12 protein-coding genes are annotated in these 13,695 nt (G+C 63.4%); 6 read left to right on the top strand and 6 right to left on the bottom strand.

Annotated features, from left to right (window positions below; genetic code table 11):
• Nucleotides 1-6: 6 nt before the first annotated feature.
• Nucleotides 7-1,485 carry an adenylate/guanylate cyclase domain-containing protein gene (locus ABIE52_RS16465; protein WP_003945952.1) on the bottom strand — a complete coding sequence of 493 codons (1,479 nt, stop codon included), beginning with the start codon at nucleotides 1,483-1,485 and terminating at the stop codon, nucleotides 7-9.
• Between the two features lie 192 nt (nucleotides 1,486-1,677).
• On the opposite strand from ABIE52_RS16465, the gene ABIE52_RS16460 reads away from it, so the two are divergent.
• From ABIE52_RS16460 to ABIE52_RS16445, 4 genes are read left to right on the top strand one after another with little or no spacing between them, the layout of a single operon-like run.
• On the top strand, nucleotides 1,678-2,856 hold the full coding sequence (locus ABIE52_RS16460) for an AI-2E family transporter (protein ID WP_192711988.1): 1,179 nt from the start codon (nucleotides 1,678-1,680) through the stop codon (nucleotides 2,854-2,856).
• The gene (gene macS / locus ABIE52_RS16455) at nucleotides 2,849-4,072 is read left to right on the top strand and encodes a MacS family sensor histidine kinase (RefSeq protein ID WP_007734482.1); all 1,224 of its coding nucleotides are present in this window, start codon (nucleotides 2,849-2,851) and stop codon (nucleotides 4,070-4,072) included. The genes ABIE52_RS16460 and macS overlap by 8 nt, the downstream gene beginning before the upstream one ends.
• 28 nt (nucleotides 4,073-4,100) lie before the next feature.
• Nucleotides 4,101-4,733 carry a response regulator gene (locus ABIE52_RS16450; RefSeq protein WP_047269712.1) on the top strand — a complete coding sequence of 211 codons (633 nt, stop codon included), beginning with the start codon at nucleotides 4,101-4,103 and terminating at the stop codon, nucleotides 4,731-4,733.
• A 17-nt stretch (nucleotides 4,734-4,750) separates the two neighbouring features.
• On the top strand, nucleotides 4,751-5,470 hold the full coding sequence (locus ABIE52_RS16445; protein WP_007734485.1) for a DUF1707 SHOCT-like domain-containing protein: 720 nt from the start codon (nucleotides 4,751-4,753) through the stop codon (nucleotides 5,468-5,470).
• A 4-nt stretch (nucleotides 5,471-5,474) separates the two neighbouring features.
• Here ABIE52_RS16445 and ABIE52_RS16440 read toward each other — a convergent pair whose 3' ends face one another.
• Both ABIE52_RS16440 and ABIE52_RS16435 read right to left on the bottom strand, forming a co-directional pair.
• Nucleotides 5,475-5,927, bottom strand: coding sequence for a MaoC family dehydratase (locus tag ABIE52_RS16440; RefSeq protein WP_003945664.1), 453 nt, complete (start codon nucleotides 5,925-5,927; stop codon nucleotides 5,475-5,477).
• A 35-nt stretch (nucleotides 5,928-5,962) separates the two neighbouring features.
• Complete coding sequence (locus ABIE52_RS16435; RefSeq protein ID WP_042920280.1) at nucleotides 5,963-6,490, bottom strand: cupin domain-containing protein; 528 nt, start codon at nucleotides 6,488-6,490, stop codon at nucleotides 5,963-5,965.
• Between the two features lie 152 nt (nucleotides 6,491-6,642).
• Here ABIE52_RS16435 and ABIE52_RS16430 point away from each other — a divergent pair, with 152 nt between their 5' ends.
• Together ABIE52_RS16430 and ABIE52_RS16425 are read left to right on the top strand one after the other, a co-directional pair.
• Entirely contained in the window at nucleotides 6,643-7,215 is a 573-nt protein-coding gene (locus ABIE52_RS16430) for a TetR/AcrR family transcriptional regulator (protein ID WP_042920278.1), read from the top strand.
• A 121-nt stretch (nucleotides 7,216-7,336) separates the two neighbouring features.
• A complete protein-coding gene (locus ABIE52_RS16425) occupies nucleotides 7,337-9,199 on the top strand; it encodes a DUF2339 domain-containing protein (RefSeq protein ID WP_192711989.1) in 1,863 nt (620 codons plus the stop codon).
• Here the strand turns inward: ABIE52_RS16425 and ABIE52_RS16420 are convergent.
• The 3 genes from ABIE52_RS16420 to trmB are packed head-to-tail and all read right to left on the bottom strand — an operon-like array spanning nucleotide 9,174 to nucleotide 13,586.
• Nucleotides 9,174-12,113 (bottom strand): MMPL family transporter, encoded by a 2,940-nt coding sequence (locus tag ABIE52_RS16420; protein WP_007734492.1) that lies wholly within the window; start codon nucleotides 12,111-12,113, stop codon nucleotides 9,174-9,176. The genes ABIE52_RS16425 and ABIE52_RS16420 overlap by 26 nt on opposite strands.
• Nucleotides 12,114-12,123: 10 nt before the next feature.
• Nucleotides 12,124-12,831 carry an NYN domain-containing protein gene (locus ABIE52_RS16415; RefSeq protein ID WP_003945733.1) on the bottom strand — a complete coding sequence of 236 codons (708 nt, stop codon included), beginning with the start codon at nucleotides 12,829-12,831 and terminating at the stop codon, nucleotides 12,124-12,126.
• Entirely contained in the window at nucleotides 12,828-13,586 is a 759-nt protein-coding gene (gene trmB / locus ABIE52_RS16410) for a tRNA (guanosine(46)-N7)-methyltransferase TrmB (protein ID WP_192711990.1), read from the bottom strand. The genes ABIE52_RS16415 and trmB overlap by 4 nt, the downstream gene beginning before the upstream one ends.
• Nucleotides 13,587-13,695: the final 109 nt, after the last annotated feature.

The raw sequence follows: 13,695 nt of genomic DNA, 5'->3' as shown, positions 1-13,695 counted from the left end.
CTCACCCTAACCAATTTGATCCGGATCGACCTCTGGATACTTTTCCGGCCACGCCAGATGCGTCAGTCGTCGGCGCCCACGCAGTTGGACTTGCTCTCCGAGTTCCCACTCGGCCTGTTCCTCTTCGTCGGCGAAGTACAACGCGCTCGTCGACGCCAGCACCCGGCTGGGCCGAAGTTTCGCGAGCTCGGTGAGCCGTGACGCCTCGTTGACCGGATCACCGATCACGGTGTACTCGAAACGTTCGGCAGCACCGATGTTGCCGGCGACCGCGAGCCCCGCGCTCACACCGATTCCGACGTCGAGGCCGGTGATGTCGTTGAGCTTGAACCGCAGCTCGCGAGCCGCAGCGAGGGCTGCCGTCGGAGCGTCGGGTCGATCGAGTGGTGCACCGAAGATGGCGAGCGCTGCATCACCCATGAACTTGTTGACAAAACCATGGTGACGATCGATGACGTCGACGACCACACGGAAGAACTCGTTGAGCAGTTCGACCACTTCACCCGGCGGGCGCTCGGCCGCGGCACCGGTGGATCCGACCATGTCGACGAACAGAACTGCCACGAATCGAGTTTCGCCGCCCAGCTCGGTACCGAACTTCAACGCGCGCCGGGCCACATCCTCGCCGACGTGCTGACCGAACAGCTCACGCAGCAGACGACGCTCGTCGGACTCTTTCATCATGCGGTTGAAGCCGACCTGCAGCCGGCCGATCTCACTGCCGTCGAACACCTCGACGCGTACGTCGGTGGCGCCGCGCTGCACCCGCTCGATGGCGCGTCGCAGTTGGCGGATCGGATCGGAGATCTGGGTAGCCGTCAGCATCGACAGCGCAAAGGCCTGCACGATCGCCATGATCGAGATGAGCAGGATCGCCCACGCGAGCGAGTCGGGGGAGAACTCGAGATCGGTCGTGAGCTGCGTCGAGCACAGCAAGATGATGCCTGCGACGGGCATCAGCGTGCCGAGACCCCAGGTCATCGCCAGCCGGGTTCCGACGCCAGGCGCCATGGTCCGATCGAATTCGCCCTCGCTCAAGGCCTGGGCGGCGACCGGACGCAAAATGCGCTCGCCGAGCATGTAGGTGAACCCGAAGGTCGTGGTCGCGGCCATGCAGACCGTCACGATCACGGCGATCGCGAGTCCGGGCATCTCGGTGATGGTCAGGAACACGAAGATGATGCCGCCCAGAATCCACAGCACCAGGTGGACGATGGCCTGGCGAAGCGGCGCGTGCAGTGCCGCCATCTGCTCGGACCTCGTCGGTGGACCCCCGCGCAGCCGCCAGCGAATGACCGACTTCAACATCATCGCCGCCGCCGTGAGGCTGACGGCGCCGGCGAATGCCAGGTACACGCCGAAGATCGCGAAGTTGCGGACCCGGTCGGCAACTATCGCGTCGGACTCCTGGATCGGCACGCCGTACCGGACGAAGGCAAAGACCAGTACCGCGCCGATCAGATTGGCTGCGAGCATGGAGAGCATATAGAGGGGCCACCGGCTGCGGATGGTCACCGCTATTGCTCTGTATGAGGCCCGCACAGGGTTCAATTTAGCTGGCAGAGGTCGAAGTGTTGGTACGCGCGTCCGATTATTCGTCCGCTCACCTGTGTCGGCCGGGCCGGTTAGGCTCGCGATGTGAACGCAAACAGGGGGCGTGCGGAGCGAGCATCGAGGATGAACAAACCCATCTCCGCCGACGCTCGGGCGGTGCATCCCGGCGTGCGCATCGCTGCGGAATGGTCGTGGCGCCCCATTGTGATCTTCGCCGGACTGTTGGTTCTCGGGTACGTCGTACTCCGCCTCGAAACCGTGCTCATCCCGGTGGGGCTGGCTCTGCTGGCATCAGCTCTGCTGATCCCGATTGTCGATCGGCTACAGGTGTGGGGTGTTCCCCGCTCGGCAGCCGTCATCGTTGTTCTGCTTGCCTCGATCGGACTGGTCGCGGGAATCATGACGTTTGTCGTCGAGCAGTTCATCGACGGGTTGCCCCAGCTCACCGACCAGTTCACGGCCAGCGTCACGCAAATTCAGAACTGGCTCACCAGCGGTCCGCTGCACTTCAGCGAGGATCAGATCCGCCAGGCAGGTGATTCGGTCGTCAAGTCGGTGCAATCCAATCGTGAGTCCCTGACCAGCGGCGCTTTGACCACGGCGACAGTCATCGGCGAGATCTTCACCGGGGCATTGCTGACGCTGTTCACTCTCATCTTCTTCCTCTACGGCGGCGATCAGATCTGGCAGTTCGTCACCCGGATAGTTCCCACCGACGCGCGTCGTCGCGTACGGATCGCCGGTTCTGCAGGGTTCGGGTCGCTGATCGGCTACGTGCGCGCCACGGTCGCGGTTGCCGCCGCCGACGCGATCGGTATCGGTGCCGGCCTGGCGATCCTCGGGGTGCCGCTCGCCCTGCCGCTGGCGTCGTTGGTGTTCATCGGCGCGTTCATTCCGATCGTCGGTGCATTTCTGACCGGTTTTCTCGCGGTGCTTGTCGCTCTGGTCACGAAGGGTTTCCTGACGGCGCTGATTGTCCTCGGCATCATCATCGGCGTCATGCAGCTCGAAGCGCACGTGATGCAACCGCTGTTGTTGGGTCGCGCTGTTCGCCTGCATCCGCTGGCAGTCGTTCTCGCCATTACAACGGGCATCGTTCTCGCTGGAATCGTCGGCGGGCTCTTGGCTGTTCCGATCGTCGCGGTCCTGAATACCGCTATTCGTTCCCTCCTCGCCGACGACCCGGACATCGCGTACGCCGAACTGCACGTCGAAGATCCGGAAACCCCACTGTTCCCCGCCGAACCCGACGAGCCGCGCGCCGAGCCTCGCATCGTGAACCCCACTCCTCCCGATGACTGAGCCCACCCGCCGTCGTCGGCTGCACTATCAGCCGACCGTTCGCGAGGCGTCGGGCGTCGACACCGACCCTGATGCCCCGCTGTGGCGGGCGGCGCAGGCATTTCGGCTCGTCACGCTGGTGTACGCGATCAGCTACCAGTTCGCCTCGGCCTCCGACTACACCAACTCTCGGCTCAGCTGGTTCTTCGTCGCTCTGATGGCCGTGTGGACCGGGGTGTCGGCACTGTTGCTCGGGACATCCGGTGCTTTGTTCGGGAAGAAGCTGCCGCGGTATCAGGTGGTGATCGCCGATCAGGTGGTCGTCATCTTGCTGATGGCGTCGACGAGGCTGGTCTCCGACCACGAGTGGTATCAGAATCACCAGACGCTGCCCACCACGCTGTGGGCCACCAACGCGGTCATCTCCGCGGCAATTCTCGGCGGGCCGTGGCTCGGTATGGCGTCCGGAGTTGTCATCTCGGCGGCCAGCGCGATCATCCGCGACCAGGTCAACCTGGACCTCTGGCGCGATGCGACGGCTCCCGTGCTCGTATCGGTCGGCCTGGCGTTGGGCTTGGCCACCACCACCGCTCGGCGCTCGCATCGACAACTCGAGCAAGCCGTCCGTCTGGCGGCGGCCACCGAAGAGCGCGAGCGTTTGGCACGCGAAGTACACGACGGCGTTCTGCAGGTGCTGGCGATGGTGCGCAGGCGAGGTGCGGCACTCGGCGGCGAGGCAGCTGAACTGGCTGCTCTGGCCGGTGAGCAGGAGGTCGCCTTGAGAATGCTGATCTCCGAGCAGGTTTCGGGCGCCGCGGCAGACGTCGGCGGACAGACAGTGGATCTGTGTCCGCTGCTGACCACGCAGGCAAGCACGTCGGTGTCGGTGTCGACGCCCGCGCACCCCGTCGTGATCGAGCGTGATCGAGCCATCGAACTGGCAGCCATCGTCGACAATGCTCTGTCCAATGTCGGGCTGCACGCCGGGCCCGCGGCGAAGGCATACGTATTGCTCGAAGATTTGCCGGACGAGGTGATCGTCAGCATCCGCGACGACGGCGTCGGAATCCCCGAGGGTCGCTTGGCGCAGGCCGAAGCCGAAGGCCGCATGGGAGTATCGAAGTCCATTCTCGGTCGAGTGCAGGTGCTCGGCGGCACTGCAGTCCTGCAAACCGGGCCGGGGGAGGGCACCGAATGGGAGATCAACGTTCCGAAGGGGAAAAGTGAGCGTGGCTGACGAACATGGCGAGAATCCGGTGACGGTGATGGTCGTCGACGATCACCCGATGTGGCGCGACGGTGTCTCCCGGGACCTCGAAGCTGCCGGCTTCACCGTGAGCGCCACGGCGGAGGGTGTCGAGAGTGCGCGCCGCCGGGCCGCCGCCGTGCAACCGGCGGTGGTTCTGATGGACATGAACCTGCCGGACGGAAACGGTGCCGACGCCACCACCGCAGTTCTCGAGGTTTCGCCGAAGAGCAAGGTACTGGTGCTTTCGGCCTCTGCCGAACGTGACGACGTCCTCGACGCGGTCAAAGCCGGAGCGTCGGGTTACCTGGTCAAGAGTGCTTCGGTGGCGGAACTGCTCGAGGCCGTGCGAGCGACTTTCGACGGACAAGCCGTCTTCACCCCCGGCCTCGCCGGATTGGTGCTCGGTGAGTACCGCCGGATGTCGACGGCACCGGCCGACGATCGCGCACCCGAGCTGCCTCGGCTCACCGACCGTGAGACCGAAGTGCTCCGTCTTGTCGCCAAGGGGCTGAGCGCAAAACAGATCGCCACGAGGCTCTCGCTCAGCCACCGGACCGTCGAAAACCATGTGCAGGCAACGCTTCGGAAGCTTCAGTTGGCCAATCGCGTCGAGCTCACGCGATACGCGATAGAACAAGGTCTCGAATAACGTTTATCCTGGAAATCATGGAGGCCAGGAATCTACGCGTATCCGATGCCGAACGAGAGCATGTCGGCGAGCTGCTGCAGAAAGCTGTCGGTCAAGGGATGCTCTCGCTCGGTGAGTTCACCGAGCGCATGGACACTGCCTTGGCCGCAAAGACACGAGGTGAGCTCAACTCGGTTCTCGCCGATCTTCCGGGCATCACACTGATCTCCGACTACGACCCACCCGCGTATCCCAATGCGGGTCAGCCGATGTACCAAGGCCAGCCCTACCCGGCGCCGACGTACCAACCCCAACCGCCGCCGGTTCACCCGAGCCCGCCTTACCGCGCTCCCGTCGGGGCTCCGGTTGTAGGTACTTACGGAGCGGCAAATGCTGCCGTGATCCGTGGACGAATGGCGACGGTGACGCGGAACGGTGCCTGGATCGTTCCACCAGCTGTCGTGGTCGACACCAGAATGTCCAGTGTGACTATCGATTTCACGCGCGCGGTGATGCAGACGCAGGTCGTGAACATCTCGATCGACGACTACGCCAGCTCGATTTCACTGATCGTTCCCGAAGAGGCGACGGTGGACATGAACGGTGTCGAGGCAGTCGGCGGAAGCGCGTCGAACAAGGTTCGGTCCGGCCCACAGATGGGCCCGCTGCATCTGGTGGTGCACGGCAAGGTGCGATTCGGCAGTGTCACCGCGAAGCATCCCTTCGGTACCACGATTCGAAAGATGTTCGGCTCCTGACCTTTCAGTGATACGCGCGGGTCAACATTTCGGCGACGCACACGGGCTTGTCACCGTGTTCTCGTTCGAACGTCTGCGTCACCGTGATCTGGACACCGCCGTTGATCGGTTCGACTTTGCTCAACGTCGCGCGCATGCGGACACGAGAGCCGACCGGAAGCGGAGCAGGCAACCTGACCTTGTCGAATCCGCAGTTGAGAGCAAACGCAAAACCTTCGAGCGAGAACATTGCGTACGAGAACTTGGGGCCGAGTGAGAGCGTGTAGTTGCCGTGCGCGATGGTTCCGCCGAACGGTGACTCCTTCGCGCGATCCACATCGACGTGAATCCACTGATCGTCGCCGGTGACCCGGGCGAACTCGTCGATGGACTCCTGGGTGACATCGTGCCAGTCGCTGACGCCCAACTCTTGGTTCAGGTTGGCGCTGAGGTCTTCTGCTCCGGTGAGTACAAGCATGAATTTTCCTTCGATCGGTAGGTGCTGACAGTCGGTCAGTGACTTTCGATGCCGAATCCCACACCGTGTGTCTGTGCGATCTCGGCGGTGGCAACGAGATCGAATTCGATCCCGAAGTCTGCTTCTACCCGCGCTGCAACCGATTCCGCGGCGGAACCTGCTTCGGCCAGTAGTTTCGGCATCAGTTCGAACAGGTCTTCCATTCCTCCGGGCGTGATGATTTCGAGAATCCGCGCTGGAGCGTCGTCGGGATTCCACACGGCGTGCCACTGGCCACGCGGTTTGAAGATCATGGCGCCGGTCTCCGCGTAGACGACCTCGTCTCCGACCAGCGCTGCGACGCGGCCACTTTGAACCACCGTGTACTCGTCTTCCCGGCTGTGGCGATGGACCGGTGAGGTCATCGAATGCGGAGCGATGCGGTGTTGTACAAGAGAGAAACCGCCCTCGGTTTGATTGTTACGAACCATCATCCGGACGCCGGTGGCCGCGAGGGTCCCGGCGAGGTCTTCGTCCGGTCCGAGGACGGTCGTGGTGGTGTTGTTCGGGGAATTCGGTGACATCGATTCAGTCCTTCGTCGTCGTGAGCGTCGTTGGCCGCGCTCCGGTTTGTTGATTCCCGAATCATGTACCAATCGGTCTAGTGATGCAAGGTTTTGACAATTTATGCACTTCAAGTGTTGTCGATATGTGTACTGATCGGTATATTGAACGTATGTCTACGAGGGATTTGTTGGTCGATGCCGCTGCCGATCTGTTGCAGCGGAAGGGTTACGCCGGAACGGGGGTGTCGGAAGTTCTCTCGGCTAGTGCGACTACCAAAGGTTCCTTGTACTTTCACTTTCCCGGAGGCAAGGAAGAACTCGCAGGCGAGGCTCTGAGACGACGTGGCGAGGCAATGGCCGATTTCATCCGGCACCTGCTGGAGAGCTCACCCGATGCAGCCACCGCGATCTCGGCATTCGCCGCCGCATTGGCTGCGCGTTTGTCGGATTCGGACTACGAACGTGGATGCGCCCTGGCTACGGCAACACTGGATGCCGCAACCGAATCCGAGGTCATCCGCGGTGCTTGTGCGGACGGGTACAACTCGTGGCTCGCACTGCTGGCTCAGCGCCTCGAGGCAGACGGTTGGTCCCGCGAAGACGCCGAGTCCGAGGCAATTCTCGCTCTGTCCGCACTCGAGGGCGCGCTGGTCCTTGCTCGGGCGCGTCAGGATCCCGCTCCGCTTCACACTTCGGGTCGGCTTCTGTCCGAACGATTGCGGAACGCGGCACCTCGGCGTTAGTGCCCTGTCAGTCGATGATGCAGTCAGTCGAAGGTGTCCTCAGTTGAGTACGAGAAGTCCTCAGGCTGATCGAGTAGTACTACTCATCTGATCGGTTCGGCCACGCAGCAAGCTCGAAGCCATGACCACACCGAGCTCTTCCGCCGTCGATCCGCGACTGGTGACCGCCCTCTCGGCCGAGTGCGACAGCATCGGCCGGCAGTTGCGTCACATGGGCCAGAACCTGTCGATCCTGCAGACTCAGCTGGCCTCGGCTACTGCGACCCCGCCCATGGCGGTAGTCCCGGCACCCGCAGCTCCGGTGCCACAGGTGCCGCAGATGCCGCCAATGCGTTCTCAGCAGAGCGTGCCCGCGTGGCAGCCGCCGACGTATCCGGTTGCCGCACCTCGCCAGCCCTGGTGGCAACGCGACGGTGTCATCAGTCGACTCCTGGCCGCGGCCGGTGTTGCCGTCACACTGATCGGCGTCGTGATGCTGCTGGTACTTGCAGCGCAGGCCGGATTCTTCGGACCTCCGCTGCGGGTGCTCGGCGGTGCGCTCCTTTCCGGCGCCTTGGTGTTTGCCGGGGTGCGGGTCCACGGACGACCAGGGGGCAAAGTGGGGGCAATTGCCCTGGCTGCCACCGGTTTTGCAGGGATGTATCTCGATGTCGTCGCAGCCTCCGTTCTCTACGGTTGGGTGACGACACCGCTCGCGGTGGTGATTGCCTTCGGAATCGCCGCCGCCGGCGTTGCCCTCGCCGTGAAGTGGGATTCCGAATCGCTGGCGCTCATGATCGTTCTGGGAGCAGCGCTGCTGGCTCCCGTGTTGACGTCGGGAATATCGTTGACCCTCATCGGTTTCCTCTTCGCGATCCAATCGGCGACATTCTCCGCCCAGCTCGGTCGTGACTGGAAATACCTGGGCATGGCGCGCACCGCACCGGTGGTTCTCGCACTGCTCGCAGCGATAGCGTCGGAGTCCATCTTCGGCGAATCCGGTAACAGTGCAGTGCAATTGGTGATCAGTGCCGGCGTGGTTGCAATCGTGGGGGCCGGCTGCGCGATGGTTATGCAGTGGACGGGTTCGCCCTCGCGTGACGGCATTGCAGGGGCGTGGTCCACCGCTACCTTTGTCGTCTCGTCCCTTCCGCTGATGTGCGTCGGAGCCGTGCTCGGGCGCACCGAATCCGCAGTGCTGTACGGAATTGCTGCGGCACTACTTCTTTCGGCTGCAGCGGCGGCCAAGCCTTTGCCGACGCAACTGCGATTCGGACTGGGCGCAACCGGCGCCCTCGCATTGTTGCTCTGCTGCTTCTCCGGGGCGACTGAATCTCTGGTCGTACCGCTGATCCTCACGGTCGGAATGATCTTCCTCGGAGTCTCGCTGTATGCGGGTTCGCGCTTCGTCTTCGCCCTCGGAACCGTCTTTGCGGCAATCGGATCGATCGGATACCTCACGACGGTTCCGCCGGAAGCGTTGACGACCGCTCGCGCCGCGTCCAGGCAACTCGGTGCGATGACGGCGCTCTCGAGCCTGACGGCGATAGGCGCGCTGGTGATGCTGGTCTGGGCGATTCACCGACTGAAGTTGATTGCCGATTCCAACGCGGCGGTTCTATGGGCGGGCGCAGGGTTCGGTGCCCTCTACGCGGTGACGTGCGCGCTCGTCTCATCCGGCGTCGAAATTTTCGACAGTGCAACCGGTTTCGTTGCCGGGCACAGCGTTGCAACCATCGTCTGGATGCTTGCCGCCACGTCAGCGCTGGTGCTCGGATTGAACAACCGCCAGCACGCTCGCGTCTTGCTCGGAGCCGGGCTTGCTCTCACCTGTGCGGCCGTGGCAAAGCTGTTCCTCTTCGACCTGGCCACACTCAGTGGGCTGGTGCGCAGCGTTGCCTTCCTGGTGGTCGGCTTGCTGCTCCTGCTGGTCGGGACACGTTATGCACGAGCCTTCGCCAAGCAGGAGCAGGAGCAGGTCAGCTTCGCTTCTGGCGAGCGATGAGCTCGCTCACGCTGATGGCGCCTGCGTCGTCAGGCCGGTGCCTGCCGGTGGCGTTGTCGTCGCCGTCAGGGGTGGCGTCCGAGACTCGGGGCTCGTTGGTAGGCGAAGGCGAATCCGTGAAAACCCCGTTACGACGCTCCGGAGCGGTCGGTGGAGGCGGCGACTGGGGGGTCGCCTCCACCGAGGTCGGGGCTGAACCGTTTGTTGCAGAGCCGTTGGTAGCACCGTTTGCGGAGCCGTTCCGGCTCGCGCCGTTGGAGCCTGAACTGCTGCTGGCAGCACCGTTGGTCGCCGAACCGTTTGTCCGCGAAGGCGTCCGGACCACCGGCAGTGGACGTGAGGCCGGGGGAGTCTGTTCCCGGGCCCGCAGGTCCGACAACCAACTCTCGATGGGACGCTCGGCCGGCGCAGCGGGCGTGGGGTTTCTGCGCTTGTCGCTGGCATTCGGTTGCGGCCGGTACGAGGGATTGGGTACCGGTGCCTCGATCAGGTTCTGGGGGGCGCTGGCTGCACTCCCGATATCGAGACGACGTCGCGGTGCCGGCTTCTCCGCGGCGGGAGCCTCCGTGTTGGGTGCCTTGATCGCCATTTCGCTGAGCGGAATGGGCTCGGTGAGAGGATCGGGAACGCGAGGTCCGCTTTCCGGCTGTGCAGCCGGGGCAGGCGGCGGCATGACCCGCGAGGCCGCTTCGATCTTGCGCGGCTGCCCCGGTCCGGCGATCGCACCGACAGGCGCGATCTGCGGGACGTTCGCGAGTACCAGCTCGTTGTCGAGGATCGGCTCGCCCAGCCCGATCTTCTGCTGGATCCGCTTCATCCAGGCCGGAGCCCACCAGCAGTCGTCGCCGAGCAGTTTCATGGTCGCGGGGACCAGGAACATTCGGATGAGAGTCGCGTCGATGATCAGCGCGGAGATCATGCCGTAGGAGATGTATTTCATCATCACCAGATCGGACAGGCCGAATGCGCCGGTGACCACGATCAGAATCAGTGCGGCAGCGGTGATGATCCGGCCGGTATGTGCCGTGCCGATACGGATGGATTCGGTAGTACTCGCGCCCTGCGCGCGCGCTTCGACCATGCGGGAGAGCAGGAACACTTCGTAGTCGGTCGACAAGCCGTAGACGATCGCGATGATCAACACCAGGACGGGAGACATGATCGGTCCCGGCGTGAAGTTCAAGAGACCGGAACCGTGCCCGTCGATGAAGATCCAGGTCAGGATTCCGAGCGTCGAACCCAGTCCGAGCGCGCTCATCAATGCGGCCTTGATGGGCAGGACGAGCGAGCCGAACGTCAAGAACATCAGCAAGGTCGTCAGCAGGATGACGGATACGACCATCAGCGGCAGACGATCGAGCAATGCGTCGACGCTGTCCTGCTCGATGGCCGGAGTACCGCCGACCAGCACAGTTGTGCCCTCGGGCCAGTCCGCGGACCGCAGATAGTCGATGGTGGGACGTGCCTCGTTCCGCTCCGTCAGACCGGCCTTGAGGACGTTGACACCGTCCTTCGTCGCAACCTCCGGGGTGAACTTCTCGACCAGACCCGGCGCAGCATTTGCGGTCTTGGAAATCTGACCGAGGGTGGTGTTGTCGGCTCCCTCGATGACGAGTCGAACGGGCTCGGTGCGATTGCCGGGGAAGAGTTCGTCGAACTGCGCCTGCGCGACACGCGTGGGGCTGTCCGGGGGCAGGTACGTCTCGTTGATACCGCCGAACTTGATGCCCGTCAGCGGAATGATCATCAGCAGTAGAGCCGCGACGATCGGGACCGCGACCTTGAGCGGATGCTGCATGACCCAGCGGGTGAGCTTGCCCCAGAAACCGTTCTCGATTTCCTCGTTGGTCTTGGTCTGGCGCAGCTTCTTGAAGGTCAGCGCGTCGATCCGCTTGCCGAGAATGCCGAGAATCGCGGGAAGAATCGTGATGGACGAGATCGCGGCAAGCATGACGGCAGCAATGGCGCCGTAAGCCACCGATTTGAGGAAGCCCTGCGGGAACAACAGCAGACCGCCGAGGCTGACGGCAACCATGGTCGCCGAGAACATGACCGTTCTACCCGCCGTCATGACCGTTCGGCGTACAGCGGTCGGGGTGTCGTACCCCTCGGCTATCTCTTCTCGGAAACGGCTGACGATGAACAGTCCGTAGTCGATCGCGAGACCCAGGCCGACCAGAGAGACCACGGGCGCAACAAACGCGTTGACCTCGGTGAAGTTGGTGATCAGTCGAATGATGCCGTTGGCGCCGATGACGGTCAGACCGCCGACGATCAACGGGAGGGCAGCAGCGACGACGCCACCGAAGACGAAGAACAGCAGGACACCGACAGCAGGAATCGCGAGCATTTCCATGCGCTTGATGTCGTTGGCCATCGTGTCGTTGAGCGAATTCGCGACAGGTTGCAGGCCGGCGAGTTGCACGTCGACGCCGTCGATGTAGAACTGCGACTCGACGTCGCGGAAGTTGTTGGACACCGCGGTGTCGTTGTCTCCGGCGATCGCGATGCTGGTGACCGCGTGTTGCTTGGTCTTGTCCGCCAGGGCCGCCACCGAGAGACCGTTGTCGACCTTGAAGTACGAGCCGTTGATCTTCATGATCTGGTCGGGGTTGTCGGCGACGAGTCGCTGCAGATTGTCGATGACCTTCGCTTGGAACTCGGGGTCGTCGACGGTCTTGCCCTCCGGCGCCGTGTACAGCGCCAGAACGTCACCCGTCGTGCTGCGTCCGAACGTGCCGTCAGCGAGTTTGGCAGCCTCTACCGATTCCGACCCCGGATCGTCCCAGCCGCTCTGGCTGAGATGATCCTGCAGGCTCAGGCCGTACGCAGCGAGCCCGAGGAGCCCCGCCACCATGACAGCGATGACGGTGAAGCGGGCTCGATAGACGATGCTTCCCCAGCTGGCGAACACTGATCAACTCCTACTCGGCAACACTTTTTCGCCCGATGAGCAGGGCAGAAAGCGGTCGGAACGGCTGCAACCAGGCGCCCTCGTCGGGCAGGGTGTCCAGGCTTACCCGTGGCAGAGGCTCACGGAAGACACCTGGGATGTCCTCGAGATCGACGAAGTCCAAGATATCGGACGACACAGCCCAGCTGGCGTGTTCACGGAACCCGAGAACCTGGACCGGGATGCCGGTTGCTGCGATGTCCTCAAGAGGTTCGCGGAACGCTTGGCCGTCGGCGGACGCGACCATGATTCCGGCGAGGCCCTCGCCGTACCGGAGCGCGATGTGCTCGAGCATGTCCGAATCGACATCGCTGTCTTCATCGACCTTCGGCTTGGCGAACACCGCGAAACCCACGTTACGCAAGGCTTCGACCCAAGGACGAACGACGTCGGCGCTGCCGGACGCGATGTTGGTGAAGACGGTCGCTTCAGGCTCGAGCGTGCCGCTGTTCTGTGCGGACAGTTCGGCGGTGCGAGAGAGCAGCCAACGACCCAAAGCGTCGAATCGTGGCCGGTAGGCGGCGGTAGGCCGGCCACCGAGGATGGCGCCGAGGCCCATGTCGAGGTTAGGGGCGTCCCAGACCAGAAGCACCCGCTTGGGGTGGCGGGAGTCACGACCGAAGTCGAGAGGAGATTCCGACGACGTCACGTCGTCGGATAGCTGTTCGCTGACGCTCATGCTCTGATCTTCCCCCATATAAGCTCGGTGATTGCACTTCCGACCTTATGGGCTTTGTCCTCGAACTTGGTGACCGGACGCTCGTGGGTCATCGGAGACTCCCAGTCGAGTGCGGTCAGCAGCGGCTCGGCATTGCCGGCTTCTTCGATCCATTCGGCGTACTCGGCGTGATCGGTTGCCACGTGCAGCACTCCGCCAGGCTTGAGACGGTTGGCGATCAGCGCGAACGTCGGCCCCTGCAGGAGGCGACGCTTGTGATGTCGGGCCTTGGGCCACGGATCCGGGAAGAACACCCGGACGCCCGTCAGCGATTCGGGGGCGACCATGTTCTCGAGTACGTCCATCGCGTCACCGCGCAGTACGCGGACGTTGGGAATTTCTTCGCGTTCGACCTGCTGGAGAAGCTGCGCGAGCCCGGGGCGGTACACCTCGATCGCGATCAGGTTCACGTGCGGTTCCGCCTTGGCCATTGCGGCCGTCGCGGTGCCGGTACCCGAACCGATCTCGATGATCAGGGGTGCTTCACGTCCGAACCAGGCGTTCGCGTCGAGCGGTGTGTCCGAGACGTCGGCGCCGATGAGCGGCCACTGACGGTCCCAAGCCTGCTGCTGTGCGTCGGTCAGCGCACCCCGGCGAGAGCGAAAGCTGGTCACTCTCGGATGGAGACGGGGCCCCTTGGTGTGGTCCGTCTGCCCCGTGTCAGGGGTCTGCGGTGCATGCTGATCGGCTTCGTTCACGAACCCATTGTCACGCATGACCCCCGTTTAGCGCAGACGGGTCTGAAGTTTGAGTTGAGACTTTCCACGGAAAGTCCTGAAACCGTCGACTTCGGACTGTCGGCGAAAGGGTGGTGTCACCTGCCGT

The organism is Rhodococcus sp. OAS809, assembly GCF_040546695.1.
In the GTDB taxonomy this organism is placed as follows: domain Bacteria; phylum Actinomycetota; class Actinomycetes; order Mycobacteriales; family Mycobacteriaceae; genus Rhodococcus_F; species Rhodococcus_F qingshengii.
Note: the sequence above shows the minus strand (reverse complement) of the source record. Positions and strands in the feature narration are given on the sequence as shown.

What these genes read in the sequence shown, in the direction of transcription:
- ABIE52_RS16465 (WP_003945952.1), bottom strand. Translation starts at nt 1,485, where the DNA reads ATGCTCTCCATGCTCGCAGCCAATCTGATCGGCGCGGTACTGGTCTTT.
- ABIE52_RS16460 (WP_192711988.1), top strand. Translation starts at nt 1,678, where the DNA reads ATGAACAAACCCATCTCCGCCGACGCTCGGGCGGTGCATCCCGGCGTG.
- macS (WP_007734482.1), top strand. Translation starts at nt 2,849, where the DNA reads ATGACTGAGCCCACCCGCCGTCGTCGGCTGCACTATCAGCCGACCGTT.
- ABIE52_RS16450 (WP_047269712.1), top strand. Translation starts at nt 4,101, where the DNA reads ATGGTCGTCGACGATCACCCGATGTGGCGCGACGGTGTCTCCCGGGAC.
- ABIE52_RS16445 (WP_007734485.1), top strand. Translation starts at nt 4,751, where the DNA reads ATGGAGGCCAGGAATCTACGCGTATCCGATGCCGAACGAGAGCATGTC.
- ABIE52_RS16440 (WP_003945664.1), bottom strand. Translation starts at nt 5,927, where the DNA reads ATGCTTGTACTCACCGGAGCAGAAGACCTCAGCGCCAACCTGAACCAA.
- ABIE52_RS16435 (WP_042920280.1), bottom strand. Translation starts at nt 6,490, where the DNA reads ATGTCACCGAATTCCCCGAACAACACCACCACGACCGTCCTCGGACCG.
- ABIE52_RS16430 (WP_042920278.1), top strand. Translation starts at nt 6,643, where the DNA reads ATGTCTACGAGGGATTTGTTGGTCGATGCCGCTGCCGATCTGTTGCAG.
- ABIE52_RS16425 (WP_192711989.1), top strand. Translation starts at nt 7,337, where the DNA reads ATGACCACACCGAGCTCTTCCGCCGTCGATCCGCGACTGGTGACCGCC.
- ABIE52_RS16415 (WP_003945733.1), bottom strand. Translation starts at nt 12,831, where the DNA reads ATGAGCGTCAGCGAACAGCTATCCGACGACGTGACGTCGTCGGAATCT.
- trmB (WP_192711990.1), bottom strand. Translation starts at nt 13,586, where the DNA reads ATGCGTGACAATGGGTTCGTGAACGAAGCCGATCAGCATGCACCGCAG.